17 protein-coding genes are annotated in these 18,300 nt (G+C 43.6%); 6 read left to right on the top strand and 11 right to left on the bottom strand.

Annotated features, from left to right (window positions below; translation table 11 throughout):
• Positions 1 to 13 precede the first annotated feature (13 nt).
• Positions 14 to 445 carry an Hsp20/alpha crystallin family protein gene (locus IGI82_RS02395; RefSeq protein WP_005227339.1) on the top strand — a complete coding sequence of 144 codons (432 nt, stop codon included), beginning with the start codon at positions 14 to 16 and terminating at the stop codon, positions 443 to 445.
• A 131-nt stretch (positions 446 to 576) separates the two neighbouring features.
• On the opposite strand, the gene yajC is transcribed toward IGI82_RS02395, so the two are convergent.
• Both yajC and tgt read right to left on the bottom strand, forming a co-directional pair.
• Positions 577 to 918: a preprotein translocase subunit YajC gene (gene yajC, locus IGI82_RS02390; protein ID WP_005232170.1), complete on the bottom strand. Its 342-nt coding sequence runs from the start codon at positions 916 to 918 to the stop codon at positions 577 to 579.
• A gap of 83 nt (positions 919 to 1,001) precedes the next feature.
• Positions 1,002 to 2,147 carry a tRNA guanosine(34) transglycosylase Tgt gene (gene tgt / locus IGI82_RS02385; protein ID WP_005227333.1) on the bottom strand — a complete coding sequence of 382 codons (1,146 nt, stop codon included), beginning with the start codon at positions 2,145 to 2,147 and terminating at the stop codon, positions 1,002 to 1,004.
• Positions 2,148 to 2,345: 198 nt separating this feature from the next.
• Between tgt and IGI82_RS02380 the strand changes: the two genes are divergently transcribed.
• Complete coding sequence (locus IGI82_RS02380; RefSeq protein ID WP_010748743.1) at positions 2,346 to 3,056, top strand: DUF975 family protein; 711 nt, start codon at positions 2,346 to 2,348, stop codon at positions 3,054 to 3,056.
• Between the two features lie 449 nt (positions 3,057 to 3,505).
• On the opposite strand, the gene queA is transcribed toward IGI82_RS02380, so the two are convergent.
• Positions 3,506 to 4,537: a tRNA preQ1(34) S-adenosylmethionine ribosyltransferase-isomerase QueA gene (gene queA / locus IGI82_RS02375; RefSeq protein ID WP_438841753.1), complete on the bottom strand. Its 1,032-nt coding sequence runs from the start codon at positions 4,535 to 4,537 to the stop codon at positions 3,506 to 3,508.
• Positions 4,538 to 4,889: 352 nt separating this feature from the next.
• Between queA and IGI82_RS02370 the strand changes: the two genes are divergently transcribed.
• From IGI82_RS02370 to IGI82_RS02355, 4 genes are read left to right on the top strand one after another with little or no spacing between them, the layout of a single operon-like run.
• Positions 4,890 to 6,065, top strand: coding sequence for a betaine/proline/choline family ABC transporter ATP-binding protein (locus IGI82_RS02370; protein ID WP_005227327.1), 1,176 nt, complete (start codon positions 4,890 to 4,892; stop codon positions 6,063 to 6,065).
• A 3-nt stretch (positions 6,066 to 6,068) separates the two neighbouring features.
• On the top strand, positions 6,069 to 6,704 hold the full coding sequence (locus IGI82_RS02365; RefSeq protein WP_016609633.1) for an ABC transporter permease: 636 nt from the start codon (positions 6,069 to 6,071) through the stop codon (positions 6,702 to 6,704).
• A complete protein-coding gene (locus IGI82_RS02360) occupies positions 6,704 to 7,624 on the top strand; it encodes an osmoprotectant ABC transporter substrate-binding protein (RefSeq protein WP_438841752.1) in 921 nt (306 codons plus the stop codon). Before IGI82_RS02365 ends, IGI82_RS02360 begins: the two co-directional genes overlap by 1 nt.
• A gap of 4 nt (positions 7,625 to 7,628) precedes the next feature.
• Positions 7,629 to 8,291 carry an ABC transporter permease gene (locus IGI82_RS02355; RefSeq protein WP_005227316.1) on the top strand — a complete coding sequence of 221 codons (663 nt, stop codon included), beginning with the start codon at positions 7,629 to 7,631 and terminating at the stop codon, positions 8,289 to 8,291.
• Positions 8,292 to 8,422: 131 nt separating this feature from the next.
• Here the strand turns inward: IGI82_RS02355 and IGI82_RS02350 are convergent, their stop codons facing one another.
• The 8 genes from IGI82_RS02350 to IGI82_RS02315 all read right to left on the bottom strand — a co-directional run bounded on the left by IGI82_RS02350 (position 8,423) and on the right by IGI82_RS02315 (position 18,276).
• A complete protein-coding gene (locus IGI82_RS02350; RefSeq protein WP_438841751.1) occupies positions 8,423 to 11,254 on the bottom strand; it encodes an endo-beta-N-acetylglucosaminidase in 2,832 nt (943 codons plus the stop codon).
• Positions 11,255 to 11,446: 192 nt separating this feature from the next.
• Positions 11,447 to 11,713, bottom strand: a complete 267-nt coding sequence (locus IGI82_RS02345) for a Txe/YoeB family addiction module toxin (protein WP_016609631.1) — start codon at positions 11,711 to 11,713, stop codon at positions 11,447 to 11,449.
• Positions 11,713 to 11,976 (bottom strand): type II toxin-antitoxin system Phd/YefM family antitoxin, encoded by a 264-nt coding sequence (locus IGI82_RS02340; RefSeq protein WP_010748737.1) that lies wholly within the window; start codon positions 11,974 to 11,976, stop codon positions 11,713 to 11,715. The genes IGI82_RS02345 and IGI82_RS02340 overlap by 1 nt, the downstream gene beginning before the upstream one ends.
• A 154-nt stretch (positions 11,977 to 12,130) precedes the next feature.
• Positions 12,131 to 14,071, bottom strand: a complete 1,941-nt coding sequence (locus IGI82_RS02335; RefSeq protein ID WP_438841750.1) for a glycoside hydrolase family 127 protein — start codon at positions 14,069 to 14,071, stop codon at positions 12,131 to 12,133.
• A gap of 49 nt (positions 14,072 to 14,120) precedes the next feature.
• A complete protein-coding gene (locus IGI82_RS02330) occupies positions 14,121 to 14,753 on the bottom strand; it encodes a DUF624 domain-containing protein (protein WP_115231672.1) in 633 nt (210 codons plus the stop codon).
• A gap of 4 nt (positions 14,754 to 14,757) precedes the next feature.
• Positions 14,758 to 15,651 (bottom strand): carbohydrate ABC transporter permease, encoded by an 894-nt coding sequence (locus IGI82_RS02325; RefSeq protein WP_016609627.1) that lies wholly within the window; start codon positions 15,649 to 15,651, stop codon positions 14,758 to 14,760.
• A 12-nt stretch (positions 15,652 to 15,663) separates the two neighbouring features.
• A complete protein-coding gene (locus tag IGI82_RS02320) occupies positions 15,664 to 16,587 on the bottom strand; it encodes an ABC transporter permease (RefSeq protein ID WP_060792628.1) in 924 nt (307 codons plus the stop codon).
• Positions 16,588 to 16,689: 102 nt separating this feature from the next.
• Positions 16,690 to 18,276 (bottom strand): extracellular solute-binding protein, encoded by a 1,587-nt coding sequence (locus tag IGI82_RS02315; RefSeq protein WP_115231671.1) that lies wholly within the window; start codon positions 18,274 to 18,276, stop codon positions 16,690 to 16,692.
• Positions 18,277 to 18,300: the final 24 nt, after the last annotated feature.

The following is an 18,300-nucleotide window of genomic DNA, read 5'->3' as shown; positions in this document are numbered from 1 at the left end:
AAGGATGATTCTTATGACACATGAGATTGTGCCACGCCGCTCAGATTCATACAGTATGACACCTTTTGATTTCTTTGAAGATTTTGGCCGCAGTTTTTTTGATGGGTTTCCATCGAACCTGATCAAAACCGATATTCACGAGAATGACAAGGAATTTCTCGTTGAAGCAGAACTGCCTGGCATCCCTAAGGAAAATATTCAAGTAACCTATGAAAATGGGGTTTTAACGATTACGGGACAACACCAGACGGATCATGCGACCGAAGATGAAAAAGGACGTCTGGTTCGCAGCGAGCGCAGCTTGACAAGCGTTCGGCGGCAATACCTGTTAGAAAACGTCAAAGAGGATGAAATCAAAGCCTCTTACGCTGAAGGAATTTTGAAATTGACGTTGCCAAAAGACCAAGGCAAACAAGCGTCAAAGAAACTGATTCCGATCGAGTAACGAAGGCAATCAAAGCACCGCAGCAAAACGAGCGATCTCTGTTTTGCTGCGGTGCTTGTTTTATTTTAGAAACTGTCCGACTACTAAAAAAATGCACCATCGCTTCTGAGAAAGCGACGGTGCGTTTGTGCTTATTCTTTGGTTTCGTCTTGGATGCTCGTTGCGTCTTCGACATCAGCTGGTTCGATTTGTGTTTCAACGGATGCAACAGTTCCAGGTTTCACTGTGCGGATCGCTGAACGATCAAACTCTAAGAAAATTCCTTCACAGTCGATGATCACGGTGCTTTTTTCTGTGTTGACTTCAGAAAGAACGCCGTGGAGTCCGCCGATGGTTACGACTTCATCGCCAGCTTTCATATTTTCTAAAAGATTTTTACGCTCTTGCTGTTGTTTCTTTTGTGAACGACTCATAAAGAACCACATTGCCACTAAAGCAACCAGCATAAAGAGCATTGGTAAAGATTGTGCCATTTTTTTCACCTCGATTTATTTTCTTTCCTATAAGATACTTTATCAGAATTCCTCTATTATTCCCACCATTTTAGTAGAGAATGTTAGAAATTCCTCGCATTTTCCTTGTTGAACCCATACTCTTCAATAAAATGCTCACGGAACTCCAACAAGTTGTCATCCATGATGGCTTGACGGACATTTTTCATCAGATTCAATAAGAAGTAGACATTGTGGTAAGACGTCAAACGCATACCAAAGGTTTCATCACATTTGATCAAGTGGCGGATGTACGCACGAGAATAGTTTTTACATGTATAGCAATCACACTTCTCGTCAATTGGTCGAAAGTCACGGGCATATTGCGCATTTTTCACGACTAAACGACCTTTTGAAGTCATGCAGGTACCGTTTCTTGCGATCCGTGTTGGTAAAACGCAGTCGAACATATCGACACCGCGAATCACGCCATCGATCAAGGAGTCAGCTGCCCCAACGCCCATCAGGTAACGTGGTTTGTTTTCTGGAATCCAAGGAGTCGTAAATTCCAACACGCGATTCATTTCCGCTTTTGGTTCGCCAACTGACAGGCCGCCGATGGAATACCCTGGGAAGTCCATACTGATCAAGTCTTGGGCACTTTGCTTGCGCAAGTCTTCAAAGCCTGCACCTTGAATGATCCCAAACAAGCCTTGACGATCTGGATTGGCATGGGCTTTCAAGCCACGCTCCGCCCAGCGAGACGTCCGTTCCACCGATTTTTTGACGTAGTCATAGCTTTCATCAAATGGCGGACACTCATCAAAACTCATCATGATATCTGACCCTAATTTGTTTTGGATATCAATCGCTTTTTCAGGAGATAAAAACATTTTCGACCCATTCAAATGGTTTTTGAAATGGACACCTTCTTCGACGATGTTGCGCATTTCGGCTAATGAAAAGACTTGGAAGCCACCTGAATCTGTTAAGATCGGTTGATCCCAATTCATAAATTTATGTAAGCCGCCTGCTTCTGCAACAATGTCTTCTCCTGGACGTAACCACAAGTGATAGGTATTGCTTAAAATGACGCCTGCACCCATTTCTTTCAACTCTTCAGGGGCAAGGGTTTTGACCGTTGCTAATGTGCCGACTGGCATGAACATTGGCGTTGGAAAGGTTCCGTGAGGCGTGATCAATTCGCCTAAACGGGCACCGGTATGCTTTTCTTTCTTTATCAGACGATAACGAATGGCTGGTTCCGTCATTCATTTCCCTACTTTCTCTCTATACTCGATTAACTGTGCAACGCTATCTATGATAAGGGTTGCCCTTACATTTTGCAAGGAAGTTTAAAGAAACTAAGAGTATTTTCTCCTAGTCATGCGAAACATCTATTACTTTTTTTTGAAGATTTAGCGAAAGTTTGCTATCATGTTATTTATATTGAAGGGAGGTTTTTTGAAATGAAATCAAATAGAGAACTAAAAGCAGAAGCAAAAGCAATGCTGCGAGGACGCTGGAAAGACAGTGTTTTGATGTGTATTGTACCGACTTTGATCTCGATCGCTATCGCATTCGTCATTATCGTCCTTACTGTTATTCCATTGTATCAAAGCGGTATGTTCAATGATCTTGGTTCTACCGATGCAGTCAATTCCGCTAGCGGAAGTGGTGGCAGTGGCGGCGGCGGTTTGATCAGCGGTCTATTTTCTGCCTTATTCGGTGCTGGGATCTCTTGGACTTTCCTTGATCTTTTACGCGGTAAAAAACAGTCGATCCAACCCTTTTCTGATGTCTTTCGTGGCTTCAGTGGTGCTTTCGTTTTAGGGATCATCGTCATTTATATTTTGTCGACTATTTTCACGACGTTGTGGACGTTCCTGTTTATCATTCCTGGGATCATCAAAGCTTATTCTTATTCTCAAGCATATTTTGTCTTTTATGATACCTATGAAGAAACGGGCATGCGACCAGATTTTCTCAGCTGCATCACAGGTAGCCGTCATTTAATGAGAGGCTACAAAGGGCAACTGTTCATCCTTGATCTGAGCTTCATCGGCTGGCACATTTTGGCCATCATGACAGCAGGAATCGGCTACTTATGGTTGACGCCATACATCAGTGCAACCAAAGCAGCGTTTTATGACAATCTACCTAAACGAGCACTTGCTTAAAAGATCGGTTCGCCGGTCTTTTTTTTGAGGAAAACGACCTTTTTCTTTTGCAAACGCTTCCGTTTCGTGTTATAGTATACGTGTAAGGAAGGTAGCAACTCTGTTGGTGGTTTTCGTAAATATCGCAAACTCAATCTACTAAAAGTTGTTGAACGTACAAGTTTCACCTAGTACCAAACGTGTAAAGTAACAAGAAGAAAAACGTAACAAGGATCGAACATTTCCATATCGAAAAATGATACGTCTCATTTTGTATCGGAATACACGAAACATGTGTAAGTTTGTAAATGAAAACAAATTTTCGAGAAACATTGCTTTGCATGGACCACAAAAAGCGACCACCACTTATACCTTCCTCTAGTAGTAAGCTGGGCGACAAAAAAAGCAGTTCTAAAAGTTGAGAAATTGATTCAACTTAAAGAGCCGCTTACGTCGCTCAGTTTTTTTGTTTATTTTAAGAACATCGCATCGCCAAAGCTAAAGAAGCGATATCGCTCATCGATGGCATGCTGGTAGGCAGAAAGTGTTAGGTCGCGTCCTGCAAAGGCACTGACTAACATCACTAAGGTTGATTTTGGTAGGTGGAAGTTGGTAGAAAAAGCTTCCACGATTTTAAACTGATAGCCTGGCGTGATAAAAATACTCGTCCACCCACTATCGGCTTTGATTTGCCCATCAAACTTGGTCCCAATGGTTTCTAACGTACGGATCGAAGTCGTACCGACTGCAACGATCTTGCCGCCATTTGCCCGAACCTCGTTCAATTGCGCGGCAGCTTCTTCTGTCAAACGGTAAAATTCGCTGTGCATCTCATGATCAGCGATATTATCGACACTGACTGGACGAAACGTTCCTAAACCAACGTGCAAAGTCAGATAAACCAGCTTGACGCCTTTTGCTGCGATCTGCTCCAGCAATTCTGGGGTAAAATGCAAGCCGGCAGTCGGTGCAGCAGCTGAGCCGTTTTCTTTGGCATAAACCGTTTGATAGCGGTCTGGGTCTTCTAGCCGTTCTTTGATGTAAGGCGGTAACGGCATTTCGCCAAGTGATTCCAGAATCTCTAAAAAGATTCCTTTGTATTGAAAACGAATGATCCGGCCGCCGTGATCGAGCTCTTCTTCCACCACTGCCTCTAATCGTCCGTCGCCGAAGGTGATCTTCGTGCCGACTTTGGCTCTTTTGGCTGGCTTGATCAAGGTTTCCCACGTATCCCCTTCAATATTGTTCAGTAAAAGGGTTTCCAGATGAGCACCTGTTTCTTGTTTTTCGCCATAGATACGAGCTGGTAATACCCGCGTATCATTCATCACCAAAGCATCCCCTGGTGCCAATTCATCAATGATGTTATAGAAGTGCTTGTCCTCAAATTTGCCAGTCTCGCGGTCAACCACTAATAAACGGGAACTTGAGCGATCACTTAATGGCGTTTGGGCGATCAGTTCTTCCGGTAATTCAAAATCAAAATCTTCAGTTGTAAGCATGTTGTTCCTCTCTTTCCCTAAATTCTTCTCTATTCTAGCATGTTTTTATAAAAATTGAAAAAACAGCTTTTAATTCTGCCCTTTCTTAGAAAAAAATAAAGAGACTGCTGCCAAGGCGTTCTACAAAAAAGCACCCCTTTTCCCAATGAAAAATAACGACATATTTTCGCTGCTTCTTTTCTCTATGCATCGTTCCTTAATTTGGACTTGCTTATGGCGCTATTTTCGGTTTTGTCTATACAATTATGAAAAAAATGGGCAGATTATTTGAATAACACGTGACTTTTCGGCATACTTAGTACAGATTCTAAGCCATTATTCAGATTGCTTAAATAAAAATAGAGGTGACATCATGATTGAGTTTCAGCAGGTATCCAAAATTTACAAAGGTGGTAAAGTCGCTGTTGAAGATGTGAATCTTTCCTTTGAAAAAGGCGAATTCATTTGCTTCATCGGGACAAGTGGTAGCGGAAAGACGACTTGTATGCGGATGATCAACCGTATGACGGATCCTTCTAAAGGAAAAATCTTGATCAATGGAAAAAGCGTTACAGAGATCAACCCAGTGGAATTACGCCGTCAAATCGGCTATGTGATCCAAAGCATCGGTTTGATGCCCCACATGACGATTCGGGAAAACATCACATTGGTTCAAAAATTGTTAAAAGTCAGCCAAGAAGAACGCAACAAAACTGCCGAGCGCATGATCGACTTGGTGGAATTGCCACGAGAAATGCTCGACCGTTACCCTAATGAATTGTCTGGGGGGCAACAGCAACGGATCGGTGTTGTCCGTGCCTTGGCAGCTGACCAAGATGTCATCTTAATGGATGAGCCTTTTGGCGCACTAGACCCAATCACTCGTGACTCCTTACAAGATTTGGTTAAAGACTTGCAAGAACGGCTTGGAAAAACCGTCGTCTTCGTTACCCATGATATGGACGAAGCATTGAAGCTTGCTAGCCGTATCGTGATCATGAGTGAAGGAAAAGTCATTCAATTTGATACACCAGAAAATATTCTGCAACACCCAGCAACACCGTTTGTGGAAGAATTGATCGGTGAAGACCGCTTGTTGCAAGCAAAACCTGACACGACGCCAGTTAAAGACGTGATGTTGAATACCCCGATCGCTATCACACCAGAAAAATCCTTACAAGAAGCGATTCACTTGATGCGGGAAAAACGGGTCGATACCTTGCTGGTTACCGACAATAGCAACGTGCTAAAAGGCTACATCGATGTCGAATCCATCGACCGCAACCGTGGCAAAGTTACTAGTGTCGGCGATATCTTGAACAAAGATGTCTTTTTCGTTCGTGAAACCGCCTTGTTGCGGGATACCTTGCAACGCATCCTAAAACGTGGCTTAAAATATGTCCCAGTAGTAGATGCCGACAAACATTTAGTTGGGATTTTGACCCGTGCTTCCTTAGTTGATATCGTTTATGACGTGATTTGGGGCGATGAGCCATCGATCATGGAAGCCATTGAGTCGGCGAAACCTGAAGAAACTGAGGAGGTCTAGCGCATGCAAAGCTTCTTTAATGAATATGGCGGCCAATTGGTCACCAAAAGTCTCGAACATTTGTATATCTCCTTTGCGGCTTTGCTCTTAGGGATTCTCGTTGCTGTACCGATCGGTGTGATCTTGACCCGTTTCCCCAAAGCAGCAACGGTCGTGATCGGCATCACCAGTGCGCTGCAAACCGTGCCTTCTTTGGCGCTATTGGCATTGATGATCCCGATTTTAGGTGTCGGAAAAGTCCCTGCTATCGTCGCTCTTTTCATTTATTCCTTGTTGCCGATTTTGCGAAATACCTACATTGGAATGAAAAAAGTCGATTGGAATTACCGCGATGTTGCCAAAGGGATGGGAATGACCAACTTGCAGTCGATCATCAGTGTGGAATTACCCCTAGCGATCCCAACGATCATGGCAGGGATCCGCTTATCGGCCGTGTATGTTTTAGCCTGGGCTACCTTGGCTTCTTACATTGGCGCCGGTGGACTTGGTGATTTGATCTTTAGCGGACTAAACAACTACCAACCGCCTTTGATTTTTGCTGGGACGATTCCAGTGACGATCTTTGCTTTATTAGCTGACTGGTTACTGGGTTTGTTAGAAAACAAACTGACACCAGCTGCCTTAAGGGGGGATGCGTAATGAAAAAAACTTCAAAATTAGCGCTGTTGTTTTCCTTAGGTGTCGCTTTACTGTCCGGCTGTTCCTTTCCCGGTTTAGCCTCGACTTCTGATGAGAATACCGTGGCGATCACAGGTGGCATCACTTCCGAAGCCCAAATTCTTGGCGCGGTGGTTGCCGGTATGGTCGAACACTATACGGATAAAAACACAACCGTCATTAACAACTTAGCAACAACGACCATCAATCACCAAGCGATGATGAATGGCGATGCGTCGATCTCAGCTGCTCGCTACACAGGAACTGACTTGACCACGACGTTAGGTTTGGAACCAGAATCTGATCCGCAAGCCGCCTTTGACAAAGTCAAATCAGAATTTGAGAAACGGTACCAACAGACTTGGTTCCCTTCTTACGGCTTTGATAACACGTATGTCTTTCTTGTCAGGAAAGACACTGCCGAAGAATACGGATTGGAAAAAGTCAGTGACTTGAAAGATGTCGCGGATCAATTGGTTGCAGGGGTCGATACCGCGTGGATCACACGGGTCGGCGATGGGTACGATGGCTTCCAGAAAGCCTATGGGTTCTCTTTCCAAAACATCCTACCGATGCAGATCGGTCTCGTCTATGATGCTGTTGATAACGGAAAAATGGATATCGTTTTAGGGTACTCAACCGACGGCCGGATCGGCAGTTACGATCTCGTGATGCTAGAAGACGATCTAAACTTCTTCCCGCCTTATGATGCCGCACCGATCGTCGATGACAAATTGTTGAAAGAAACACCTGAAATCGGCGATGCCCTGAACAAATTAGCAGGCAAAATCGATACCGAAAAAATGCAAGAATTGAATTACCAAGTGGATAATGACCTTCTAGAACCAACGGTAGTTGCCGAACGTTTCTTAGAAGAAAATAATTACTTCGAAGGAGAGTGACGAAATGGCAGACATGAATTTATTCCAACAATTTCTTTTCTATTTTCAAGAAAATGGCGGCTATGTTTTTGCCCAGTTCATTCGTCACTTCTTGATTTCAATCTACGGGGTACTTTTTGCCTCAATCGTCGGTATTCCAATCGGGATCTTGATTTCTAAAAAAATGCGTTTGGCAGATTGGGTGATTCGTTTCGCCAATATCATCCAGACGATTCCATCTTTAGCGATGATCTCGATTTTAATGATCGGCATGGGCTTAGGTGTGAATGTCGTGATTTTAACGATTTTCCTTTATTCTTTGTTACCGATCATCAAAAATACCTATACCGGCATGCGCCAAGTCGACCGCAATACGTTAGATGTCGGCAAAGGGATGGGGATGACTAGCTGGCAGCGATTGTATATGATCGAATTGCCATTGTCTGTTTCGGTGATCATGGCAGGGATTCGAAACGCCTTAGTCGTGGCGATCGGTATCACCGCTATTGGGGCTTTCGTTGGTGCTGGTGGACTGGGGGACATCATCATCCGTGGAACCAATGCGACGGATGGTGCATCGATCATCTTAGCCGGTGCTTTACCAACTGCCTTGATGGCGATCATTACGGATCTTGGATTGAGCTTTATTGAACGCCGCTTAGATCCAGCCAGCCGTACGTCACGCTAAACTTATTTGCAAAAAGCAAAAGCCGTTGTGACCATTTATTGGTCGCAACGGCTTTTTTGGGTTCGGTCATTTTTCAGAAAAGCATGCTTCAGACGCTTCCCTTCTTAGGTTTAACGCCCTGCTCTTTTTCGCTATTTATCCATTCCGTATACTTCGACTTCATAGATTCGGGCTGCCGAATCTGCTCCTTGTGTTGGTTTATCGATACTGATTTTTACATATTGCACCTTCTGGACGGCAAACGTATTGGTGCTATTGCCGGCTTCATTTTTCAACGTTCGTGAAACTGGCTCATAGTCTTTGCCATCTTCACTGACGAGCACCGTATACGCCCGCGTATTCATGTCTGGGCCTTCTCCACCAGCCTCCGCATGGGAGACGCGTACTTCACTGACCGTTTGTGGTCGACCGAGATCGATCATCAACTCATGAGGCGCATTGCCTGTCGCACACCACTTCGTACTCAAATCACCATCGAGGGCAAAAGCCGGTGCTTCGGCATCATTGACAAACGATGAAGCAGTTGCTTCGGCATCTTTTGAAAGCAGCAGCAACTCTTTCGGCGCATCAGCAGAAATCGTGATCAATCCCGCCATTTCCAGAGGGGTCTCTCCTGCTTCGTTTTTGGCAACAAGCGTGACTTTGTAGGTACCTGGTTCCGAATAGGTCACTTGGGGATTTTCTTCTGTACTGCTGGTGATATCGCCGCCTTCAAACGTCCATTCAAATGCTTCGGCATTCGCAGATGAGGTATTCGTGAAGGTGATCGTTTCCCCCGGTGCCGCTAAAGTTTTAGAGGCTGTAAAGGCTGCTTTTGGCAGCTGATTGTTCGGCCAAGTGATCTCCACCGTATCGGATAGCTTGCCGCGATTGCCATAGCGATCCACTGCCACCACCGCGAACTTGGTTTTCGTCCCTTTTGGTCGTTCAACGGCATTCAAATAGTGGTTGGTTGCTGGCGTAGCTGCTAAGAAAGAGCGTGAGCCGTCATCGTTCAATTGGTAGACCTCATAAACCGCAGCTGTCTTGTCCTTGGCAGCTTCCCACGTTAAACGGACCCCCGCATAGTTGCCCTCTTCTTCATCAAAGAGCACATCCTCCACCGTCAATGCTTCGGCAGCGAATTTCTCCGCTTTCTGATCTCCGATCGTTAATTGCCCTAGATTCAACTCATAGACATCACTGGTTTCTTTCGTGGTTATGTCATAACCGATCGCTGTCACTTCCCCTTTGATGTCTTTCAATGAGTAAGTGATCGTCGTCCAGTCTGTTGCGACCTCTTTGTCTCCTTTGATCGTTTGTGTTGAACCATCAGCTAAAGTCACGACCAAATCAAGAGCTGTCGGTACCGTTGCTTTGACAGTCGTCGTCAGCTTCGTCTTTTTCGTCACAGGAAATGCTGTCTGATACAATGCCATGTGACTGGTACTGCCTTTTGTCATCTGTCCACGTAGTTTCAGTGCATTTCCGCCATTATAGGCATCCGCATAATTGATTGATACAGCCAAATCATTGTCTTTTCCATGGTCAAAGACCCAACGATAGGTCGGCAAAATAGCTTGCAAGCTTCGGTTGTTCCAATTGCGGCTGGACACTTTTTCTCCCTCGATAAAATAGTTGTAGCCATTCCCCAGACTAAAATTCGTCACAAAAGGCAGCTCTGTGATAGCGGTCTGTTCCAGGGCATAGGTGGAGATCCCAGGCCACTCTGTCGCTTCTGGCAGCTGGCTTTCCCGAGGATCGCCTGTGTTATTGACCCAAAAAGCATTCTCTTTGCTTTGGAAATCATCCGGCGTACTAGCAGAAGAATAGGTCCAGCTAGGTACATACAGGCCCAATGAGGTATAAGGAACGCCTTTTTCATCCGTAAACAGATCCCAGCGCACAGGCGTTGAATAGCCATTTTCTTGTACATCGATCCCAGCAAAAAGATCGTAAGGATCGACACCGATTTCACGGGCTTTTTCATTGGAGGCCTTCAACAGCTCCTTGTCCGCCAGTTTGTCAGTGGTCCACCAGAAATTCAAGAACATACTATCTGCCAATGGGTTCATCTCTGCATCCACCAAATAGGCTTTGTTCTTATCCGTCAAAGCGTTTTGCCAATCCATTTTCCCATCACTCGTCATGGAATCATACCACATGATCTCTAAATGCTCGTCGGCTTGTTCTTTGAATTGGGCGATCAATTCTTGCATCGCTTTGGCGTGGCTTTCATTTAGTCCTTTACCATCAGCCCCCGATTGTTCGACACCTTCCGCTGCATCATCAAAACTAGTGACCGCCGTATCGGTTTCTTGATTGATGAACCAGCCATCAAAGCCATACGTATTGGCAACTTCGATCATTTTTTCTACGATCGGAAAATTGCCATCCTCATCCTTAGCTAAAAACGTATTTAGCCATTCCAACTTCCCACCATGGGCAGTTTGTGGAAAGAAGATCGTTCCTAAAACCGGCACGCCATTCCTATGAGCAGCATCTGTCACATCAGGACTTGGTGGTACGATGATCCCTTCGCCAGAAGAGCCGCCCCAATAAACCAATTGATCAATGTATTGCCAATAAGAAAAGACATTGGCATCAAAGGTATTGATCCCACGTGGTGCATTGCCGCTCGTACTGCTATTCATGATCGAAAGCGCCACGACTTTGGTTTCTGCCGTTTGCGTGTCATTCATCTTCGGCAACGTCTCTTTAGCTGCCCGCTGCGCTAATGGAACAACGCTGGTATTGTATTTCGCATCTGGATCTTTTTCAAAAGACCATGCCAACAAATCCTCTGGGAACCAATAAGACGACTCCGGTTGATTGTCCATCGCTTTTTCCAACGTACTTTTGGCTGTTTCTTGGTAAACGACTTTTCCAGTTGTCTTCGCCTCACTTTGGGTGCAGCCACCGATTGCCGTTGCCGCTGCCAATACCAACAAAGATACGCCAACTTTACTGATTTTCCTTGTCACACTTCTTCCTCCTTGTTTTACATAAACCCGCCAACATTCCTACACTAAAACGATAACGCTTTCAAAGACCGGAATATAGGAACAAATTAAAGAAATCATGCAACAAATCCAAGAAGGTTGAGTTTAGAAAAAAAAGAGCCTCCTTTTTGGGAAGCTCTTGGTCAACTAGCTAAATAATCAGCTCTTCACAATTCATTCATAATGTGTCCATCCAGAATAAATTTCCACAACTTTATTTTCCTCATTAACTTTGTAAACCACTCGATGTTGCCTACTCAGCCTACGTGAATATCTGCCTTCATGTGCAGGTCTCAGCTTTTCAAAAAACTGCGTGGGCATATATGGATCTTCCTTCAAGGCCTGAATCACTTCTTCAAACTGTTTTTTTAAATTCGATTGTTTGATTTTCCTTAGATCCACTTTCGCAGAGTTTTTGATTGTGACCGTATCGCTCCTCATCAAAGAGCTTGCCAATCAATATCATCGATATCCGTAAAGCCACTGTCGTCTTTTTCGCGGTCTCGTACCTTTTCTAGAGTACCTGTTTGCTCAAGAAAAAGGGTTTCTTGAATCGCTCTCCAGTCTCCTAGCCCAATCAACACCGCATTGTTTCCACTTCGATCACTAATAATCTCAATTTCAGTATGGTTTTCATTTACATCTTTCAATAACTGATAAAAATTTTTACGAGCAGTGCTAGGATTCATCGTTGTTTTAGCCATTGCCACTCCTCCTTTTCTTGATATAATTATAGCGTACCTGATTGAGTACATCAAAAATACAATAACGTACTCATATACAGCGAACTTTCCCCGTTATTTTTACATAGAAAAAAAGAGCCTCCTTTTAGGGAAGCTCTTTGGCCCTGCTTACTTCTTACTTCTTTCCAACGAGCGGCAGCCAGACGCGCATTTCGCCTATGCCCCGATTGCCCCATAAATGGTATGGGATCAGTTGCCACGTACGAGGTATGACCGTTTCCGCTCGTTCTTCGTAAAGGGTTGTTCCCGACCATTCTTCGCTTTGGTAGCCTTTGATCGCCAAACGTAAAGTAGTTGGCAACAACGTATCCTCTTTCGAAAAGGTCGCCTCCAGCGCCTGTGGGTCGATGCGGCAACGCCAGAGTGCTTGACCATTGTCGGCTTCTTCTATGCAATACACGAAGGGACCACGTTGCAATGCGACTTGATTGATGTCTTGAATAACTTGAGGATTCGCACGCAAGATTTGCAATGGTTGTTCAAAACGGATATTGGCCGTCACGTTTTCGACTGCCTCAAAGATGATTGCCTCGTTCGTCTCCTGCCATTCGTGTTCACTATCGATTTGAAACTTACTTAGTCCGTTAGGTTTGTGGATGATGAGCGTCTTTGGAATGCCTTGATAGCGAATCGTGAGGTCCTCTGTAAAAGGAAACCCGCCCGTTTGTTCAAACGTAAATTGATCAGGTTCTTCTAAACGGCTTGCTACAAATAAATTCACGTAAAGCTTCTCTTGATCGCAAGTGTAAACCAAGCGCTGCAGCGAAGCGACCATCCGTGCAAAATTGGGCGGACAACACGCACAACCGAGCCAATCGGGTCGTTGGGCTTTGACGTGACCTTTGCCAGGATTTTCTTGATCTCGTTGGGGATTGACCTCCAAAGGATTCACGTAGAAAAAGTGTTTACCGTCAATTGCCGCACCAGAAAGGACGCTATTATACAACGCTCGTTCCATCGTCGCTAAATATTTTGGTTCATTGGTTAGTTTGAACAGCTCAAAAGAAAATTGGACCAATGCAATGGCTGCACAGGTTTCACAATACATCGTATCATTTGGCAAATCATAGGGACCGACAAAGGCTTCCCCGTGAACGGTTGAGCCGACGCCACCGGTCACATACATTTTCTTACAGGCGATGTCTTCCCAAATCGCTTCACAAGCATCGATCAATTCTTGATCTTGGGTATGCTGGGCGACTTTTGCCATCCCGCTTGCCATATACAGCATTCGTACCGCATGACCTTTGGCTTCATGCTGCTTTTTAGGTTGATCGTAGGCTTGTAAATAGGTGAGGTCTACCCTTGGCGTTTCATCCGATAAGCCATCCGCTTGGTTTTTCAAGATTTCTTTTTCGTAAAAGGCAGGATCTTCCCCACGTACTTCAAGAAAGAAATCAGCGAATGTCAAATAGTTTTGTTTACCGGTGTATTCATACAAACGCACCAGAGCCAATTCGATCTCTTGATGGCCATCAGCACCTTGAATTTTTCCAGGCTCCCGCCCAAAATACGTGCAGATATTGGCGATATTTTTCTCTGCCACGGTCAGTAATTTATCCTTGCCTGTTGCTTGATCATAAGCGATAGCCGCTTCGACTAGATGCCCGGCACAATAAAGTTCATGACTGAAATACAGCTGACGGTATTTTAACTTCGGTCGGGTCAATTGAAAGAAGGTATTTAAGTAGCCATCCGCTTCTTGCGCAGCAGCAACTAAGTCAATCACTTCATCTACTGTCTTTTCCAATTGCGGATCGCTAGTATTCAACAAGCTATACCCAGCCGACTCGATCCATTTGTAGACATCACTATCTTGGAAAAACCAGCCAAAATGTTCCCCTTCCATTTGCCCTGCAGCGATGCGAAAATTCGCCAATGCATGGCTTTTCCCAGCTGGCAAATTGGGATCTTCCCGTTCTGCTTGAACATCTACATCGATTTCATCATTTAGGACTTGGTATTGGTAAGGAATCGTTTCTTTGCGAACAAGCTCTTGGTATCCTTGCCAAAACTCGTCCGTGAGCTGGATCTTGTTTAATGCGAATTCTTTCATTTCGTTCTCCTGTTCTTTTATTTTGAGATTTTATGGTAAATGTACGAGCTTAGACAGTCGTATGCTTTTTTTCAGGTAAAAAGACATACGCATCTTTTTGTTTAAACAAATTAAGTTGAAAATAAACCAGCGGTGTAACACCAAATACGAAGAATAAACCCGGTAGTAGGTAGTAGCAACAGCTGATCCCGACCATAAGGACGAAAATTTGACCGGTCAATCCAGGTTTGCCAAGCATTAGAATCAAACTTTTTTTAAGCATGGGTTTCCAAGCTCGTTCGTGTTGAAAAAACCAAAAGAGATTGGCTAAAAAAAGGAGACTAATCACTATCAGAATTTGGATCAACAAATAAACGGTTGTATCGGATTCGGTAAAGACATAGTGTCTCATTAGCATCAAGTCAATCGAAAAAAGGGCTGCTAAAGGAAGGATAAAGAGTCCTAATCGATTCATTCTCCAAAAGTTTTTTCGAAAGCTTTTTGCAAAGGACTGAAACAATTTTATCGCATTTGCTTCTTGATATTTTTCATCATTGCAAAGTTCGTAAACCGCATTGGTTGCTGGCAATAGTCCGAAAAGAACTAAGCCGAATAAGGTAAACAGCAGCCAATAGCAATGTAACAGAAATAACAGTAAGCCTTTTTTCCCAATGCTCACATGTAAATCGACTAGCTTATTCATGTACTCACCCTTTCATTGCACCAATCATGACTCCTTTATCAAAGTATTTCTGTAGGAAAGGATAGATCACCAAAATCGGTAAGGTCGAAACAATGATGGCGCCATATTTGATCTGATCTGCATATTGTTGTCCGTAGCCATCACCCAAAGCGCCCGCACCACCTGCAGATGCTTGATTTGATAGTAAAATATCTCGCAGAACGATCTGTAAAGGTTGTTTTTCGTAGTCGCGAATAAATACGAGTCCTGTAAAGAAATCGTTCCAATGTTGGACCAAATAGTAAAGACCCACTACAGAAATGACTGCTTTGGATAGCGGTAGCGCCACAGTAACAAAAAATTTTGCATAGGAGCAACCATCTAGAGCGGCTGCTTCATAGAGACTATCCGGAATGCTTGTCTCAAAAAAGCTTCTTGCAATGATCAAGTTATAGACATTGACTGCTGAGGGAATTATAAAGACCCACATACTATCGATCAACCCCACATCTCGATAAAGTAAATACGTAGGGATCAAGCCACCATTGAAAAACATCGTAAAGGTAAAGAGAAACATCAAAAGTTTTCGAGGTTTAAATTCCTTTCTCGATAAGGCAAAAGCTGCGGGCAAAGTAAAAATTAAATTGACCGCCGTTCCTCCTAACGTATAAATCAAGGTATTGCGATAGCCCGTCCAGATCCTAGCATCTTGTAAAATTTTTTCAAAACCAAAAAAGCTGATATTCCTAGGAAAGAGTGTGACTAATCCTTTAGAAACCATGTTGGAATCACTAATTGAAGCGATGACGACAAAAAAGAGCGGATAGACGACAATCAAAAAGATACTCAAGCAAAGTATGATGATCGCTAGGTTAAAAAGAAGATCTGATTTAGGTTTGTTTGTTAGTGATAGATTCATATAGCCACCCCTTTACCATAAACTACGGTTCGTGTATTTTTTCGAAAGACCATTTGCTAAAACTAAAAAGAGAAAATTAATGATGTTATTGAATAGCCCGATCGCTGTTGAATAACTAAATTGACTGTTTAAGATCCCAATTTTATACACATACGTAGAAATGACTTCTGAGACGCTCAAATTCAAACTATTTTGCATCAGGAAAATCTTCTCAAAGCCAGCATTTAAAACCCCACCCATATTCATAATCAACAAAATAACCATCGTTGGCACTAATGCTGGTATATCAACATGGAGGATTTTTTGAAAACGATTGGCGCCATCGATATCTGCTGATTCATAGAGTTGCGTATCGATACTCGAAAGTGCCGCTAAGTAAATAATGCTGTTCCAGCCACAGTGCTGCCAAACCTCAGAAATAACATAGACGGGCACGAACGTACTGTCGCTCCCCATTAAGTTGACAGAAGAATCCAAGTTCAAGAGGTTGACTAAAACACCTGTTTCTGGTGAAAGAAAGACTTGCAATATCCCTACCATCACGACCGTAGAAATGAAGTGAGGTAAATAAACCGCAGTTTGCATGACTTTTTTTCTTTTAGGGTTTCTGATTTGATTGATGATCAATGCCAATAAAATGGGGGCAATGAACCCAAAAATCAGCGTTGTCACACTGATCCGCAACGTATTGACTATCACGGTTTGGAACATCGGGCTTTCGAAAAATTGTTGGAAATACTTGAAACCGACAAATTCGCCACCAGTGAGTCCCTTCGTAAAATCGAATTCCCGAAATGCTAGTTGGATACCATACATTGGTATGTAATTAAAAACCAAAATGATCGCTAATGCCGGTAAAACCATCAACCATAGCTGCCATTGTCGCCTGAAATGAGAAAGTAGCCGATTATTTTTTTTCACGAGAACTGTGTCCATGATCTTCACTCCTTTGATAGATTTAGGTAAATGGCTGGTCTTTGTTAATCAAGCATGAACTTGCGATTGCTTTACTCAACTCTGACCAGCCTCACCACTCACTTAATTCCCGTAATATTGATCAAATCCTTTTTGAACGATCTCGATATTTTGATCTAAGCCGCTATTTTGCAAGGTTGTGACATATTGCTCCCACTCATCTTCAATGCCGCCTTTTGTCACCCATTTAGCAAATTTTGTCATTGCTTCATTGAGGATCGTTGTATTGTTGTTTGCTAGTGTTGTGGCATCCTCATTACTAAATTTCAAGAGATTGAATGGTACTACTTGTTCTTCAGGAACGATTTTATCCACGTAAGGATGCAACACTTCATCTTGGACCTCATTCGCTTTCATATCTGCGCCAAGTTCGACATCAAGAGCGTCTGAAATATACATTGGACTATTGTCCGCCCAAGTTGTTGTCCACTTCCATGTCCCTGGATCGACATTTTCATCTGCAGGTGGCAAGACGCGGTAAGTGTCCCCGTCTTTTTCGATGTTAGTGCCCAATGACCCAAACAATGCTTGGATTCCGATTTCTGGATCGTATAGCGCATTGACGAATTTTAAGGCTCCGTCCATATTTTTGGTTTGAGAGGAAACAACGGCAAAGTTTACCCCATAATTAAGCGAGGTTTCATAGCTCCATGTCGGTTCCACTCCAGCTTTTTGAATCAATGGTGCCATTGATGTATATTGATCTGTTAACTGATTACCAAATCGGTCTGAAGCTTCCCAGCCCCAAGTAAAACCGACTTTTGCCGTCTCGCCTTCTCCTCTACCAGTGGACTGATAGGCACTATAATCTTGAGAAAAAGCCTTAGGATTAATCAAGCCAGCTTCCCAGCACTTGTTCAAAAATTCCACTGTTTCTTTGTAACGCTCATCAACAAAGAAGTTGCCTACCTGTCCATTTTCAGCAAAGTAGCCGGTATTTCCTCCTTCAGAAACAACGATACCCGTACTTGCTAAAAGCTGCATTGGTTGGAAATAGCCAAAACCGCCGGTTCCAACTGGACTCCAATCCATTGGAATTTCATCGCTGGCATCCCCATCTCCATTCGCATCGTTTTCTTTGAATGCGACCAACACTTCGAATAGTTCATCCCATGTTTCAGGTACGTCTAACCCAAGATTGTCCAGCCACGTTTGATTGATATATTGACGAGAAGCAGATTTAGGCCAAAAACGCTGGTATTTTGGTAAGCCATAGATCTCTCCATTCAGTTGAGTAGCAAGTGCTTTTGTTTCTGGTTTTTCTTCAAACATCTTTTGAACATTTGGCAGGGCATCTAAGTGATCAGATAAATCGGTAAACAAGCCAGGAAACTTCGCAAATTCCGCATCCGTCACAACATTTGGTCCCAGAATCAAATCGGGAATATCTCCAGAAGCCAACATTGGGGCTTTTTTCTGATCCCAATCAGCGGAAACTTCCTCCCACTTTATGGTCAGCTCAAGTTCTTCTTCTAGTTTGTTCAACCACTCAATATCTTTGTTCTTTTGCGTCAAGCCATGTTTTACCACTAAAACATTTAACTGGTTGCTTGACGACTCTCCATCTCCCTCACTTGAAGATCCTCCCCCGCATCCAGAGAGCAATCCGATCAATGCTGCGGAACAAAACACCAAACCTAATTTTTTCATTTTCTCATCCCTTTCACTCTTGTT

This window comes from Enterococcus sp. AZ067 (assembly GCF_051715005.1).
In the GTDB taxonomy this organism is placed as follows: domain Bacteria; phylum Bacillota; class Bacilli; order Lactobacillales; family Enterococcaceae; genus Enterococcus_D; species Enterococcus_D casseliflavus.
The sequence above is the reverse complement of the archived record's forward strand: the minus strand, read 5'-3'. Positions and strand labels throughout refer to the sequence as shown.

What these genes read in the sequence shown, in the direction of transcription:
- IGI82_RS02395 (WP_005227339.1), top strand. Translation starts at nt 14, where the DNA reads ATGACACATGAGATTGTGCCACGCCGCTCAGATTCATACAGTATGACA.
- yajC (WP_005232170.1), bottom strand. Translation starts at nt 918, where the DNA reads ATGGCACAATCTTTACCAATGCTCTTTATGCTGGTTGCTTTAGTGGCA.
- tgt (WP_005227333.1), bottom strand. Translation starts at nt 2,147, where the DNA reads ATGACGGAACCAGCCATTCGTTATCGTCTGATAAAGAAAGAAAAGCAT.
- IGI82_RS02380 (WP_010748743.1), top strand. Translation starts at nt 2,346, where the DNA reads ATGAAATCAAATAGAGAACTAAAAGCAGAAGCAAAAGCAATGCTGCGA.
- queA (WP_438841753.1), bottom strand. Translation starts at nt 4,537, where the DNA reads ATGCTTACAACTGAAGATTTTGATTTTGAATTACCGGAAGAACTGATC.
- IGI82_RS02370 (WP_005227327.1), top strand. Translation starts at nt 4,890, where the DNA reads ATGATTGAGTTTCAGCAGGTATCCAAAATTTACAAAGGTGGTAAAGTC.
- IGI82_RS02365 (WP_016609633.1), top strand. Translation starts at nt 6,069, where the DNA reads ATGCAAAGCTTCTTTAATGAATATGGCGGCCAATTGGTCACCAAAAGT.
- IGI82_RS02360 (WP_438841752.1), top strand. Translation starts at nt 6,704, where the DNA reads ATGAAAAAAACTTCAAAATTAGCGCTGTTGTTTTCCTTAGGTGTCGCT.
- IGI82_RS02355 (WP_005227316.1), top strand. Translation starts at nt 7,629, where the DNA reads ATGGCAGACATGAATTTATTCCAACAATTTCTTTTCTATTTTCAAGAA.
- IGI82_RS02345 (WP_016609631.1), bottom strand. Translation starts at nt 11,713, where the DNA reads ATGAGGAGCGATACGGTCACAATCAAAAACTCTGCGAAAGTGGATCTA.
- IGI82_RS02340 (WP_010748737.1), bottom strand. Translation starts at nt 11,976, where the DNA reads ATGGCTAAAACAACGATGAATCCTAGCACTGCTCGTAAAAATTTTTAT.
- IGI82_RS02335 (WP_438841750.1), bottom strand. Translation starts at nt 14,071, where the DNA reads ATGAAAGAATTCGCATTAAACAAGATCCAGCTCACGGACGAGTTTTGG.
- IGI82_RS02330 (WP_115231672.1), bottom strand. Translation starts at nt 14,753, where the DNA reads ATGAATAAGCTAGTCGATTTACATGTGAGCATTGGGAAAAAAGGCTTA.
- IGI82_RS02325 (WP_016609627.1), bottom strand. Translation starts at nt 15,651, where the DNA reads ATGAATCTATCACTAACAAACAAACCTAAATCAGATCTTCTTTTTAAC.
- IGI82_RS02320 (WP_060792628.1), bottom strand. Translation starts at nt 16,587, where the DNA reads ATGGACACAGTTCTCGTGAAAAAAAATAATCGGCTACTTTCTCATTTC.
- IGI82_RS02315 (WP_115231671.1), bottom strand. Translation starts at nt 18,276, where the DNA reads ATGAAAAAATTAGGTTTGGTGTTTTGTTCCGCAGCATTGATCGGATTG.